The sequence below is a fragment of the Microbispora sp. ATCC PTA-5024 genome (assembly GCF_000511135.2).
GTDB classification, from domain to species: domain Bacteria; phylum Actinomycetota; class Actinomycetes; order Streptosporangiales; family Streptosporangiaceae; genus Microbispora; species Microbispora corallina.
On sequence record NZ_KI866525.1, the window covers coordinates 308,083 to 321,763 of the forward strand.

Here is a 13,681-nt window from a genome sequence, read left to right on the forward strand (position 1 = left end):
GAGGCGGAGGTGCCGGTGGCGGCGGGGGTCGCGGCGCGGGCGTCGGCGGGACGGCGCTCGGCCTCGGCGGCGGCCCACGCGCGCAGAAGCTCCTGCAGCTCCTGCGACCCGGCGCCGCACTCCTTGGCGACCCGGACGACCACCCCGATGTCGGGCGGCACGCTGCGGCCGCTGCAGTACCGGTGGAGCGTGGAACTGCTGACGAACGCCGAGCGCGCGAGCTCCTCGTAGCTGCGCCCGCTGCGCTCCTTCAGCCCGCGAAGCCGGCGCGCGAACTCCTTGTCAGCCCCCGACCCGGCCACCCGACCTCCTCAGGCACGCGCCTCCCCGACAGCGCAGTATGGCAGCGTGTCCCGACACGAAAATGAAGCCGCAGGTCAGATCACCTGAAGGCATCCCACCCGTCCCATGTGCGGGCCTGCGCGTTGTCCGGAACGGGATCGCCCGAGAGCATCTGGGACGAGAAGTGTGACGTGACCACGCGCGCGGCCGCGTCCGCCGCGACGACGCACGCTCACCGGGCCCGGCACGGCCACCCGCCCCGAGGACGACGGGCCGCACACGGGGGCGGCTCGCCGCCCGCCGGAGGGCGGGCCTTTCCCGCGGTGCCCGGGTCCCGCCGGGTACGGCTCGCGCCCCGGAAGCGCGAGCCGTACCCACCGGCGTGAGCCGGGGTCACTCCACGGTGACGCTCTTGGCCAGGTTGCGCGGCTTGTCCACGTCGCGGCCGAGCGCGACGGCGGCGTGGTAGGCGAACAGCTGCAGCGGGATCGTGAGGAGGATCGGGTCGAGCTCGACCTCGTTCTTCGGCACCACGACGCAGTCGTCGGCCTGCTCCGAGGTCCGGTGGCCGACCATCAGGATGCGCCCGTGACGGGCCCGGATCTCGCCGAGCGTGGTGAGGTTCTTGTCGAGCAGCTCGTCGTCCGGGACGATCGCGACCGTCGGCAGCTCGGGGCTGATCAGCGCGAGCGGGCCGTGCTTCAGCTCGCTCGCCGGGTACGCCTCCGCGTGGACGTACGAGATCTCCTTGAGCTTCTGGGCGCCCTCGCGGGCCACCGGGTAGCCGCGCACGCGGCCGACGAACATCATGCCGGGGGCGTCGGCGTACTTGATCGCCAGCTCCCTGATCTGCTCCTCCATCGTGAGGATCTCCTTGATCTGCTCGGGCAGCCGGCGCAGCCCCTCGCAGATCCGCCGGCCGTCCGCCGGCGACAGGTCGCGCACCCGCCCGAGGTGCAGCGCGAGCAGGGCGAACGCGACCGCAGTGGAGGTGAACGCCTTCGTCGAGGCGACCGACACCTCCGGCCCGGCGTGCAGGTAGACGCCGCCGTCGCACTCGCGGGCGATGGCGCTGCCCACGGTGTTGACGATGCCGAGCACCCGGCCGCCCTTGCGCTTGAGCTCCTGCACGGCCGCGAGCGTGTCGTAGGTCTCCCCCGACTGGCTGATGGCGACGTACAGCGTGTCGGCCTCCACGACCGGGCTGCGGTAGCGGAACTCCGACGCGGGCTCGGCGTCGGCGGGGATCCGGGCCAGCTCCTCGATCATCTGCGCGCCGATCTGCCCGGAGTAGTACGCCGAGCCGCAGCCGATGATCTTCACCCTGCGGAACGACCGGGTCTCGCGGGCGTCCATGTTGAGACCGCCGAGGTGGGCGATGTGGAACCGGTCGTCCACCCGGCCGCGCAAAGTGCGGGCGACCGTGTCGGGCTGCTCGGAGATCTCCTTGAGCAGGTAGTGCTCGTAGCCGCCGTTGTCGTAGTGGCCGGCGTCCCAGTCGACCGTGAACGGCTCCTTGGCCGTCTCCCTCGCGTCGCTGGTGAACGTGTGGAACCCGTCGGACGTGATGACGGCCAGCTCGCCGTCCTCCAGGTGGACGACCTGGCGGGTGTAGCGGATGAGCGCGGCGACGTCGGAGGCGGCGAACATCTCCTTCTCGCCGATGCCGAGCACGATCGGGCTGCCGTTGCGGGCCACCACGACCTCGCCGGGACGCTGCGCGTCGAGGACCGCGATGCCGTACGTGCCGACGACGCTCTTCAGCGCCCGCCGGACGGCCTCCTCCAGCGTCTCGGTGTCCCGGACCGTACGGCCGATGAGCTGGGACAGCACCTCGCTGTCGGTCTCGCTCTCGAAGGCGACGCCCTCGGCCTCCAGGCGGCGGCGCAGCTCGTCGGCGTTCTCGATGATGCCGTTGTGCACGACCGCGACCCGCTGCTCCTGGTCGAGGTGCGGGTGCGCGTTCACGTCGCTCGGCACGCCGTGGGTGGCCCAGCGGGTGTGCCCGATGCCGATCGTCCCCTTGAACCGGGCGGGCACCACGTCCGCCAGGTCGGCCACCCGGCCCTTGACCTTGCGCGTCTTCAGGCTCTTCCCCGTGACGACGGCGAGACCGGCCGAGTCGTAGCCCCGGTACTCCAGGCGCTGCAGTCCTTCGAGGAGGATGGGTGCCGCGTCCTTAGGCCCGACATAGGCGACGATTCCGCACATATCCGCTCCTATCCGTAAACGATCCGGCGGAGCTGGCGCAGGGACAGCTCCGGTGCCGAGACACGCCTTCCCGAAAGCTCGGCCGAGATCCTCGGAAAGATCTCGTCGTTCGTCAGCCCCCTCGCCTTGAGCTCGCCGTGGCGGCGCCGCACGTACTCCTCCGCGGGCTCGCCGAAGTACGCCAGGACGTCGGCGACCACGCGCGCGGCCTCTCCCGGCCCGAGTGACGTGGTCCGGGTGAGGTGGCCGATCAGATCCTCGAACGGATGCCGTGTCATGGACACAGACCAGGACCCTAACGCAGGGCGGATGCCGACTATCAAGTTTCTTGCCCGATTTCGGGCAGGATCAGTCCGTTCCGGGCGCGCGCGACGGCCGGAGCCCTCTCAGCGGGTCGCCGTACGGGACGGGCTTCCGCGCCCGGCCCGCTCCCGATGGGGACGGCGGACCGGGCGCGGGAGCCCGGAAGCGGGGATCAGGACGCGGGGGCGGTGGCCCGCAGGACGCGCATGAACGCCCGCATCCACGCGGGGTGGTCGGGCCAGGCGCGCCCGGTCACGAGGTTCTGGTCGACGTGGGCCTCGCTGTCGAGCCAGGTGCCGCCCGCCTGCTCGACGTCGGTGGCGCACGCCGGGTAGGCGCTGCTCTCCCGCCCCTTGAGCACGCCGGCGGCGGCCAGCACGAGCGGGCCGTGGCACAGCGCGGCGATCGGCTTGCCCGCCTCCGCGAAGTGCCGGACGATCTCCTGGACGTGCCCGTCGCCCCGGATGTACTCCGGCGCCCGGCCGCCGGGGATCACCAGCGCCGCGTAGTCCTCCGGGCGCACGTCGGCGAAGGCCACGTCCGCCGCCCACGTGTGCCCCGGCTTCTCGGTGTAGGTGTCGAAGCCGTCCACGAAGTCGTGCACCACGAACTGCAGCTTCTTCGCCGACGGCGCCGCGATGAGAACCTCGTACCCCTCCTCGAGCAGCCGCTGGTACGGATACATCACCTCCAGGTCCTCGGCCGCGTCGCCCGTGATGATGAGCACCTTCGCCATGGCACACCCCTCGTCGTCGCTGACGTTCCGACTCGATCCTGCGCACCCGTCCTCACGAGGTCAACGTTCGGTACGTATGCCGTTTTCGCACATGGAGATCCGCTGATCAGGCGATAGAGTTCCGACGTGACCAGGGGCGAGGGGTCCTTCACCCCGGGGTCGCGACCCCCGGTGGAGTGGCCGAGAGGCGAGGCAGCGGCCTGCAAAGCCGCGTACACGGGTTCGAATCCCGTCTCCACCTCCGCGAGGCGGCACCGGCACCCCCGGCGATCCGCTAGAGTTAACACGCGTCGCCGGGCAGGGCCGGGCGATGAACGCGGAAGTGGCTCAGTGGTAGAGCATCACCTTGCCAAGGTGAGGGTCGCGGGTTCGAATCCCGTCTTCCGCTCGGAGTCCGGACTCGTGCCGGGCACGGGCGATTAGCTCAGCGGGAGAGCGCTTCCCTGACACGGAAGAGGTCACTGGTTCAATCCCAGTATCGCCCACCATCTCCTCACCTCGATCATCCTCATGATCATGTCGGCTCCGGCGACGGGCGGGACCGCCCGAGTGGGGTCCACACCGCTCCCAGCGCAGCCGCCAGGCACGCCGTTCCCGCTGCCGCGAACACCGCCGCCGTCCCCTCCCGCGCCGCCGCCCAGGTGAGCGCGGCCGCCCCCACCGGGCCGAGCGCCGAGTGCACCGTCCAGAACGCCGAGGTCACCCGGCCCAGCAGGTGGTCGGGGGTGATCTCCTGGCGCAGCGACATCGAGGAAATCCCGGCCGCGCCCGTGCAGAACAGGAACGCCGCGGCCAGCACCGCCACCGCGGGCACGCTCGTGACCAGCCCGAGCGCGGCCACGGCCAGGCCGCCCAGCGCGTACGCGCCGATCCAGGTCGGCCCGAAGCCGAACCTGCCCCGCAGCGGCCCCGCCAGCAGGGCCGCGCCCAGCGACCCGCAGGCGGCCGCGGCGAGCACGTACCCGGCAACGCCGTCCGGCTGCCCGAGGTCGCGCTCCAGGCGGTAGATCAGCACGTCGGTCAGGCCGTACGTCACGAACGTCAGGAACGACAGCAGCGCGGTCAGCGTCCGCAGCACGGGGTGCCGCCACAGGAACCGCGCCCCGGCGAGCACGTCCCTCAGCGGGCTCGCCGCGGGCGCCTCCAGCCGTCCGGGCCGGACGCGGAGGCGGACGAGGCAGAGGCCGGCGGCGGAGACGGCGAAGCTGGCGGCGTCGACCGCGATGGCCGTCTGCGGCCCGAACGCCGCCGACAGCGTCCCGGCGACCGCCGGGCCCACCACGCTCGCCACCGCGTACGTCCCGTAGAGCCGGCTGTTCGCCCTCATGATCTGCCCCTCGCCGACCAGCGCGGGCACCACCGTGACGTACGTGACCTCGAACACCATCCCGAGGGCGGCCCCGAGGGGCACGACCACGTACACGACGCCGAGGTGGGGGAAGGCCACGACCAGCCCGTAGAGGACGGCCCTGGCGGCGTCGCAGGCGATCAGCAGGGAGCGCCGGTCGAGCCGGTCGGCCAGGACGCCCGCGAAGATCCCCGCGACGATGGACGCCGCCCCCGCCAGAGCCGTGACCAGTCCCATCCGGGCGACCGAGCCCGTGGCGTGGAGCACCAGCAGCGGCAGCGCGACCGCCGAGAAGGCGTCGCCCCCGACGGAGGCGGTCTGCACGCCCAGGAAGATCGCGAAGTTCCGGTCCCGCCACAGCGGCCGGTCACGCCCGGCGTCCCCCGGCTCGGCGTCCCCCATGCGGCCGTCTCCCCCCGTCCGGTCAGCGGGGGGCCGGGATGAAGCGCTGCCCCCCGTCGACGGTTATACGGGCCCCGCTGACGGCATGGAATCCCCCGTCGGCCACCGAGGCGATCACCGTGGCCACGTCCTCGGGTTCGAGCATGCGCCCGAGCACCGAACGGCGTCCCCACCTCGCCTCGAACTCCGGCGACATCAGGCCGGCCGTGGCGTCGGTGCGCACGGCGCCGGGGGCGACGACGGCGACGCCGATCCCGTGCGGCCCCGCCTCGGCGGTGACGTGCTGCGCGAACATCTCCAGCGCGGCCTTGGCGGTGCTGTGGGCGATCGTGCCCGGCCCCACGGCGTCGGCGCTGATGCTGGAGACGTACACGATCCGGCCGCCGCCCTGCCCGCGCATCACCTCCAGCACCGCCTTCGTCACGTGGAAGACGGCGGCGAGCTCGCGGGTGACCTTGCCGGCGAAGTCCTCCCAGGACAGGTCGGCCAAGGTGGCGAACGGCGGCTGGATGTTCGCGTTGCACACCAGCACGTCGACGCGCTCGCACGCCGCCACCAGGGCGGCCACCTGGCCGGGGTCGCAGACGTCCGCCCGGACCGCCCGGGCCGTCCCTCCGGCCGCCTCGACGTCGGCCACGACGGCCAGGGCCGCCGCCTCGTCCCGCCGGTAGTCGGCGATCACGTGGTAGCCCCGGCCGCCCAGCTCCCGCGCGGTCGCGGCGCCGATCCCCCGGCTCGCGCCGGTGACCAGGGCCAGCTTCCCCGCCCGCCCCTCCCGCCCGGTCATACCGCCCCCCGAACCGCCGGACGGACGCCGGGCAGGGTCCGGACGGCACCCGGGGGCGCCGCGAGGCAGGGCGCGGCGAGGGCGTGGAGGCTGACACCGGCGGCGAGCGCCCACCAGAGGAGGGCGTACGGCTGCCGCGGACGCGCAGGGGGCATGGAGGCCGCCTCGTTGTGATCGACACCGACGGCGGGAGGCTACCAGGCCTGGACGACGAGGGCCTGCGGGGCGGCCTGACGCATGCGGCTGCGCAGCCACAGCAGGTGCACGGCGGTCTCCTGGCCGCAGTGGCGGACGAGGTCGAGCAGCTCCTCGTCCCTGGCGCCCTTGGCGGCATGGCCGATCAGGGCCCAGGACACCTCGCACTCGGTGGCCAGCAGGTACAGGTCGTGCAGGTCGCGCAGCAGCCCGAGGGCGCCCCGCCGGGCCCCGGAGAACAGCGTCCCGTGCATCCGCTCGGGCTCCTCCGGTGCGGACGGCCCGTACCTTCGCAGGAACGGCTCCAGCCGCCGGGCCTGGTCGCGGCACTGGGCGGCCAGGCGCTCGCAGACGCCGTACAGGTCGGGCTCCCGCGGATGGCCCAGCCGGACGGCCCTGAAGGCGTCGGCCAGGTCGTTCTGCGAGCGGTGAAGCAGGCCCAGGTAGTGGGCGAGGTGCATCTCACACCTCCTCGAACCGGTCCGACGGCTCGGCGGGGCCGCCCGCTGTCGCGGGCACCCCCGGGTCGGCTGCGGGCAGGGGGGTCATGGGGGCCACGGCCATCGGCCCGAGGCCCGGCCGCGCGCCGCCCGCGCCGTTCACGGCGGACAGCCGTACGGCGGCGACGGTGCGCAGCGGCTGGCGCGCGACGGGGTCCCAGCCCGTCGCCGTGAGGTGGGCGGCGGCGCGCGCGAGAGCCTCGTCGCCACCTGCGGGCAGCGGCAGGACGACGATGCCCGGCCGCGTCCCCGACAGCCGTACCCGGGCCTCGATCGACCCGAGGGGCGACTCGACCCGCGCGAGGTCGCCCTCGCCCAGGCCGAGGACGGCGGCGTCGGACGGATGCACCTCCAGCCCCGGCCCGTGGCCCTGCTGCGGGGACGCCTCCGTGATCGGCGCCGGCCTCACGGGCAGGCGCCGCGTGGTGAACACCAGAGGGTGGTCTTCGTCCACCACCTCCGGGGACGGCTCGTAGTCGGCCGCGTGGAGCAGCGCCCGCCCGGCCGGGTCCTCGGGGCGCTCGTCGCCGTAGTCGGCGCCGGTGGCGAGGTCGTGCCCGAACGTCTGGCACTGCCCGGCGGAGGTGGCGAAGCGGCCTCCGGCGTAGAGGCGCTCGATGCCGTGCGACCCGGACGGCGCGCACGGCCACTGCACGCCGCCCGCGCGCAGCCGCTCGTAGGTGATGCCGGTGTAGTCGCAGGGCCGGCCCTTCGTGCAGGCCTTCCACGCCTCGAACGCCGACTCGGCGTCGTGCCAGTGGACGAGGGGCGCGCCGGCCCGGTCGGCGAACCCCATCCGGCGTGCGTAGTCGAGCAGGATGGCGAGGTCGGGCCGGGCCTCGCCCGGCGGCTCCACCGCCTTCTCGCACAGGTGGACGGTCCGGTCGGCGGAGGTGACGGTCCCGGTCCGCTCGCCCCAGGCGGCGGCGGGCAGCACCACGTCGGCCAGCCGCGCCGTGTCGGTCAGGCACGGGTCCTGGACGACGACGAACACGTCCGGCCGGGACAGCACGCGGTCGAGCCCGGGGACGGCGCCCACCGGGTCGGACGCCGTGATCCACAGCAGCCCGACGGAGCCCTCCTCGGCGTACCGGAAGATCTGGGTGGCGTGGGTGGACGGCCCCCAGTGCGGGATGACGGAGGGCTCCACGTTCCACAGGTCGGCGAGCTCGCGCACGTGCCGGGGGTTGGCCCAGTTGCGCAGGCCGGGCAGGTCGCCCGCGGCGCCGGTCTCCAGCGCGTTCCGCCCGGACGGCGGCCCGCCGAGCTGGAGGACCCCGGCGCCCGGGCGGCCGAGCATGCCGCGCAGCAGGTGCAGGTTGTGCACCTGGCACGCGGCGGCGACGGCCTGGTTCGACCGGTGGAAGCCCGGCCCGACCGTGGACAGCAGCCGCTCGGCCGAGCCGAGGACGTCGGCGGCCCGCTCGATGTCGCACGCCGGCACGCCGCAGATCTCGGCCGCCCGCTTGGCCGGGTACGCCTCCACGACCCGGCACAGCTCGGCGAAGCCGGTGGCGTGCTGGGCGAGGTAGGCCGGGTCGTACCGGTTGCCGGCGATCAGCTCGTGCAGCAGGGCGTTCATCAGCGCGACGTTCGTGCCGGCGCGGGGGGCGAGGTGGACGTCGGCCTCGCGGGTGACGGCCGAGTCGCGGGCGTCGACGGCGACCACCGCCGGCGGGCCCGGGCCGAGGCGCCGGTCGAGCACCCGCTCCCACAGCACCGGGTCGGCGGACGCGGCGTCATGGCCCCACAGCGCGACGGCGTCGCAGTGGTCGACGTCGGTCCAGGTGCCGGGCTGGCCGTCGGCGCCGAAGCTCTCGGCGAGGGCGGCGGCCGCGGCGGCGGCCTGCCAGCGGGTGTCCCCGTCCATGTGGGGGGTGCCGATCCCGGCCTTGCCGATGACGGCGAGCGTGTAGTGCTCCTCCAGGAACAGCCGCCCCCCGGTGTGGAAGCCGATCCTGCCCCAGCCGCCCGGCCCTGCCAGCAGCTCGCGCGACCGTGCGGCGACGCGGTCCAGCGCCTCGTCCCAGGTCGCCTCGACGAGCCGGTCGCCGTCGCGGACGAGGGGCCGGGTGAGGCGGCCGGAGCGCCGGCGCCAGGCGTCGCCCTCGCGCGGGTCGAGCCTGCCGTGGTTGACCCGGTCGGCGGCCCGGCCGCGGACCCCGACGACCCGGCCGTCCCGCACCGCGACGTCGAGCGCGTCCCCGCCGGCGCCGAGGACCGAGACCCCTGGGACCCACGCGTCGACGTCGTCCTCCGACAGCCCGTCCTCCAGCAGCACGTCCACCCGGACCGGCCAGGGGCTCCCCGTGCGGATGACCGGGGGAAGCGCCTCGCGAAGGCGTCCGGGGAGCGCCGCTGCCAGGCGTTCCACAGCGTCGGGAGGTCCGTACGGCGTGCGCCGCATCCTGGGATCGGCGGTCCGGTCCAGCACCTGGCACCTCCGCGGTGACGATGTGTGAACGACGCTCCCCTTACCCGGTGACACGTACGCCTGATCCCGTAATCGACCGAACTGACCGGTTCCTTTTCGAATACTTTCCCTGAGGTGTTGATGCCGAAGTGTGTCCCCTCTGTGGCCGGACGATCTGTAAAGTGCATTTACTGGTGAATGTCGGCGCGGCTTAACAGAAGGCAGGGCGGTCCGCGCGTCACTGTGGGGTGGGGGATGGACGGACGTACGGCCCAACCGGTCGTATCGGGCGTACCCACGCCACTGGTCGGGCGCGACGACACCGTGACGGCGCTGAGCGGGGCGCTCGACGCGGCCGCCCGCGACGGGTTCCGCTTCCTCGCGCTGGTGGGCGAGCCGGGCGCGGGCAAGACGCGGCTGCTCGGCGAGCTGGTGACGATGGCGGCCCAGCGGGGATGCACCCCGTTATGGGGACGCGCGGCCGAGTTCGAGCAGATGATGCCGTTCAGCGCGCTGGTGGACGCGCTCGACGACCACCTGGACGCGCAGGGCCCCGACGTCGCGGAGGCGCTGGGCCCGGCCCAGGCCGTGCTGCTGGCCAGCGTGTTCCCCGCGCTCGCGACCGGGCTGGCGGCGGGACTCGCGGGCGGGGACGACGCCGGCCTCGCCCTGGCCCTGGACGACGACCGCAGCGGCCTGGCCCGCTACCGGCTCTACCGCGCGCTGCGCCACCTGGTGGACGCCGTGGCCGGGACGTCGGGGCTCGTGCTGGTCCTCGACGACGTCCACTGGGCCGACGACAGCACCCTGGAGTTCCTCGACCACATCGTGCGCCACCCGCCGGCCGGGCCGGTGCTGATGGCGGTCGCCTACCGTCCCGCGCAGGCCGCCCCCCGCCTGGCCACGCTCGCCAGGGCCGCCGGGCCGCGGGGGCAGGAGACGGCGGTCGGCCCGCTCAGCCTGACCGAGGTCGAGCAGTTCCTGGGCCCCGGCGTGAGCCGCGGCCGGGGCCGGGCCCTGTACGAGGCCAGCGGCGGAAACCCGTTCTACCTGGAGGCCCTGGCCCGGATGGCCGACACCGAGGTGGCCTCGCTGCCGCCGACCGTGCGGGCCGCGCTCCAGGTCGAGCTCGCCCGGCTGTCGGCCGACGCGCTGCGGGTGGCGCAGGCCGCCGCCGTGGCGGCCGACGAGTTCGAGCCGTCGATCGCCGCCGTGGCGGCGCAGGTGCCCCCGGCCGCGGCGCTGGCCGCGCTCGACGAGCTCGTGGAGCGGGACATCGTGCGTTCGGCCGGCGCCCGCTTCCGCTTCCGGCACCCCCTGGTGCGGCAGGCCGCCTACGAGTCGGCCGCGGCCGGGTGGCGGCTCGGCGCGCACGCCCGCATCGCGGCCCACCTGGCCGAGCTGGGCGCCCCGGCGACCGTCCAGGCCCACCACGTGCAGCACTCCGGCTCCTTCGGCGACCAGCGGGCCGTGAGCGTGCTCGTGACCGCCGCCCGCGCGGTCACCACCCACGCCCCCGCCACGTCGGCCCACTGGCTGCAGGCGGCGCTCGGCCTGATGCCGGACGACGGCGCCACCCGCGAGGACCGCATGGCGCTGATGATGGAGCTGAGCTGGGCGCAGGGGGTCAGCGGGCGCCTGGCCGAGGGCAGGGACACCGCCCGCGAGCTGCTGCGCATGCTCCCCGACGACGACTGGTCCCGGCGGGGCCGGGCGGCACGGCTGTGCGCCCTCATGGAGCGCCAGCTCGACCGGCCGCACGAGGCGAGGGCGCTGCTGCTCGACGAGCTGAGCCGCATGCCGAACCCCCGGGCCGCCGCCGCCGTCCCGCTCCGCATGCGGCTGGTGGCCGAGAGCATGATGCGGGTCGACTTCCTCGCCGCCCAGGCCGTGCTCGACCTCATGCCGGACGACGCCGACGACTGGGAGCCCGGCCTCGCGGTCGCGGTGGCCGCGCTGCGGCCGATGCCGGCGTTCGCCGCGGGGCGCACCGGGGACGCACTGCGCTACGCCGACCTGGCCGACCGGCTGCTGGCCGCCGCTCCGGACGAGCATCTGTCGGAGTGGCTCGACGCCATCGCGTGGCTGTGCTGGGCGGAGTCCAACCTCGGCCGGTACGGCGACGCCCTGCGGCACTTCGACCGGGCGGCGGCCGTCGCCCGCGCGACCGGCCAGAGCTACATCCTCACGAACCTGCTCGCCGGACGGGCCAAGACCCTGGTGGCCATGGGCCGCCTCCCGGAGGCGACGGCCACGGCGGAGGAGTCGGTCGAGGGCGCCCGGCTGCTCGACTCGGGCCAGCAGCTCGTGTTCGCGCTCACCCAGGTGTGCCTGGCCGCGTCGTGGACCGGGGACGACGAGGCGGCCCTCCTCGCGGGAGACGAGGCCGTCCAGCGCGGGGTCGGCGGCGGGGAGGTCTGGGAGGCCACCGCCCGCTACGCCCGCGGCCAGGCCCTCGTCAACGCCGGACGGTACGCGGAGGGCGCGGAGGCCGTCCTCGACGCGTGCGCCGGGTTCGACCAGCCGCAGCTCGACCGCGGGACGCTGCTGCAGGCGTGCGAGGCGCTGGCCCAGGCCGCGGCCTGCCTGGGCGACGACGAGGGGGCGGCGGCGTGGGCCGCCAGGGCCGCCCAGATCGACGATCCGAGCCTGCCGGCATTCTCCGGGTTCGCCCCGCTCGCGCGGGCGCACGCCCTGCGCAGGGACGCGCCTGCCGCCTCCGCGCGGGCGGCCGAGCAGGCGGCCGCGCTGCTCGCCTCCAGCGAGCGGCGGCTCGACAGCGGGCGCGCCCTGCTCGCCGCGGGCCTGGCCCACCTGGAGGCGTCCGACCGCACCAGGGCGCGGGAGAGCCTCAAGGCCGCGGCCGAGGCGTTCGAGGCGTGCGGCGCCCGGGCGCTCAAGACGCAGACCGACCGCGAGCTGCGCCGCCTCGGCGTCCGCGTCGGGAGCGGCCCGGCGGCCGGGGCCGACAGGGGAAGGGACGGCACCCTCGGGCTGTCGCCCCGCGAGCTGGAGGTCGCCCTGCTCGTCGCCGAGGGCCTCACCAACCAGCAGATCGCCGCGCGCCTGTTCCTCAGCGTCCGGACGGTCGAGACCCACCTGTCGCGGATCTTCGCCAAGCTCGAGGTCACCTCGCGGGTCGGCGTCGCCACCGCCCTGAACCGGCGGAACTGATCGGTCGCGGCGGGCCCCCGGACCCCGGAGACCGGCCCGTCCGGGACGAGTACGGGTTTTCCACGATGCCGCCGTCACGGGGACGCTGAGAAGGTTGCCTCGGGCCAGGGAAGCGCCTCGGGGGAGGCGCGACCCGGGGTGTCCCACGGAACCGTGCCGGCCCGATGGGGATCGGACGGCACGACCAGAGGAGGGCGATCAGATGGAGCACCGGATACCGCGGTTCACGCTCGACGGCGTGCGGGACGCCGAGGTGACGGTCCATCCGTTCTCCACGGAGGACGAACTGGGGCTTCAGCTGACCCGGTTCCGCCGGCACGGCGAGCCCGGGCCGGACGCGCAGGACGACGTCGTCCTGCTCGTGCACGGCCTGACCTCGTCGAGCGACATGTTCATCATGCCGGAGCACACCAACCTGGTCGGGTTCCTGCACGACAACGGGTACGGCGACGTGTGGGCGCTGGACTTCAGGATGAGCAACCGCTTCCCGTACAACGTGGAGACGCGCAGGCACACCCTGGACGACATCGCGCACTACGACTTCCCGGCAGCGCTGCGTGAACTCCGCCGCCACGTGGGGGCGCGGCGGATACACGTGGTGGCCCACTGCCTGGGGTCGGTGTCGTTCCACATGAGCCTGTTCTCCGGCGCCGTCGACGGGATCGCCAGTCTCGTCGCCAACAGCGTCGGCCTGACCCCGCGGGTGCACCCGTGGGCGCGGGTCAAGCTCACCTTCGGGCCCGCACTCCTCGAGTACGGCACGGGGCTGCCGTACCTCGACCCGCGGTTCGCGGACGCGCCGCCGCTGACCCGCAGGAAGCTGCTGGCGCAGGCGGTCTCCCTGCTCCATCCGGAGTGCCGGGAGCCCGCCTGCCACATGCAGAGCTTCATGTGGGGCAGCGGCAGACCGGCGATGTACCGGCACCGCAACCTGCGTCCGGAGACGCACGTCCACGAGCGGCTCGCCGACCTGAACGGCGCCTGCGACCTGCACTACTACCGGCACGTGCGGAAGATGGTGGCGGCCGGCCACGCGGTGAAGTTCGACCCGGCCGACCGGCGGCACGCCGCCCTGCCCGACGACTACCTGGTGAACATCGCCGACGTCGACACCCCGATCCTCTACCTGACCGGCGACCACAACGACGTCTTCACCGACTCCAACATCGTGTGCCACCGGCTGCTGTCGAAGGCCGCGCCGGGACGGCACGAGCTGCGGATCCTGCCGGGCTACGGGCACATCGACACGCTCATCGGCAGGAACGCCCACCAGGACGTCTTCCCGCACATCCTCGACTTCGTCAAGCGGCACTGAGCCGGCCCGAATAGC

Annotated in this window: 10 protein-coding genes and 3 tRNA genes; 5 read left to right on the top strand and 8 right to left on the bottom strand. The window is 74.3% G+C overall.

The window, feature by feature from the left end; genetic code table 11:
- The 4 genes from MPTA5024_RS27400 to MPTA5024_RS27415 form a co-directional block, all read right to left on the bottom strand.
- Positions 1-302: helix-turn-helix domain-containing protein (locus tag MPTA5024_RS27400; RefSeq protein WP_036329912.1), on the bottom strand; the 302-nt coding region annotated here is incomplete at its 3' end.
- Positions 303-675: 373 nt separating this feature from the next.
- On the bottom strand, positions 676-2,493 hold the full coding sequence (glmS, locus tag MPTA5024_RS27405) for a glutamine--fructose-6-phosphate transaminase (isomerizing) (protein WP_036329914.1): 1,818 nt from the start codon (positions 2,491-2,493) through the stop codon (positions 676-678).
- Between the two features lie 8 nt (positions 2,494-2,501).
- Entirely contained in the window at positions 2,502-2,771 is a 270-nt protein-coding gene (locus tag MPTA5024_RS27410; protein WP_036330804.1) for a hypothetical protein, read from the bottom strand.
- A gap of 197 nt (positions 2,772-2,968) precedes the next feature.
- Positions 2,969-3,532, bottom strand: coding sequence for a DJ-1/PfpI family protein (locus MPTA5024_RS27415; protein WP_036329916.1), 564 nt, complete (start codon positions 3,530-3,532; stop codon positions 2,969-2,971).
- A gap of 170 nt (positions 3,533-3,702) precedes the next feature.
- Here MPTA5024_RS27415 and MPTA5024_RS27420 point away from each other — a divergent pair.
- From MPTA5024_RS27420 to MPTA5024_RS27430, 3 genes are all read left to right on the top strand, one after another.
- Positions 3,703-3,773: transfer RNA gene (locus tag MPTA5024_RS27420), tRNA-Cys, on the top strand.
- A 75-nt stretch (positions 3,774-3,848) separates the two neighbouring features.
- Positions 3,849-3,920: transfer RNA gene (locus MPTA5024_RS27425), tRNA-Gly, on the top strand.
- 25 nt (positions 3,921-3,945) lie between these two features.
- Positions 3,946-4,020, top strand: a tRNA-Val gene (locus tag MPTA5024_RS27430).
- Between the two features lie 26 nt (positions 4,021-4,046).
- Here MPTA5024_RS27430 and MPTA5024_RS27435 read toward each other — a convergent pair.
- The 4 genes from MPTA5024_RS27435 to MPTA5024_RS27450 all read right to left on the bottom strand — a co-directional run bounded on the left by MPTA5024_RS27435 (position 4,047) and on the right by MPTA5024_RS27450 (position 9,198).
- Complete coding sequence (locus tag MPTA5024_RS27435; RefSeq protein ID WP_036329918.1) at positions 4,047-5,282, bottom strand: MFS transporter; 1,236 nt, start codon at positions 5,280-5,282, stop codon at positions 4,047-4,049.
- A 22-nt stretch (positions 5,283-5,304) separates the two neighbouring features.
- Positions 5,305-6,069, bottom strand: coding sequence for an SDR family oxidoreductase (locus tag MPTA5024_RS27440; RefSeq protein ID WP_036329920.1), 765 nt, complete (start codon positions 6,067-6,069; stop codon positions 5,305-5,307).
- A gap of 194 nt (positions 6,070-6,263) precedes the next feature.
- On the bottom strand, positions 6,264-6,725 hold the full coding sequence (locus MPTA5024_RS27445) for a hypothetical protein (protein WP_036329921.1): 462 nt from the start codon (positions 6,723-6,725) through the stop codon (positions 6,264-6,266).
- Between the two features lies 1 nt (position 6,726).
- Positions 6,727-9,198, bottom strand: a complete 2,472-nt coding sequence (locus MPTA5024_RS27450; RefSeq protein WP_036329923.1) for a molybdopterin oxidoreductase family protein — start codon at positions 9,196-9,198, stop codon at positions 6,727-6,729.
- A 234-nt stretch (positions 9,199-9,432) separates the two neighbouring features.
- Here MPTA5024_RS27450 and MPTA5024_RS27455 point away from each other — a divergent pair, with 234 nt between their 5' ends.
- Together MPTA5024_RS27455 and MPTA5024_RS27460 are read left to right on the top strand one after the other, a co-directional pair.
- Positions 9,433-12,351, top strand: coding sequence for an ATP-binding protein (locus tag MPTA5024_RS27455; protein WP_036329925.1), 2,919 nt, complete (start codon positions 9,433-9,435; stop codon positions 12,349-12,351).
- Positions 12,352-12,553: 202 nt separating this feature from the next.
- A complete protein-coding gene (locus MPTA5024_RS27460) occupies positions 12,554-13,666 on the top strand; it encodes an alpha/beta fold hydrolase (protein ID WP_036329927.1) in 1,113 nt (370 codons plus the stop codon).
- Positions 13,667-13,681 lie beyond the last annotated feature (15 nt).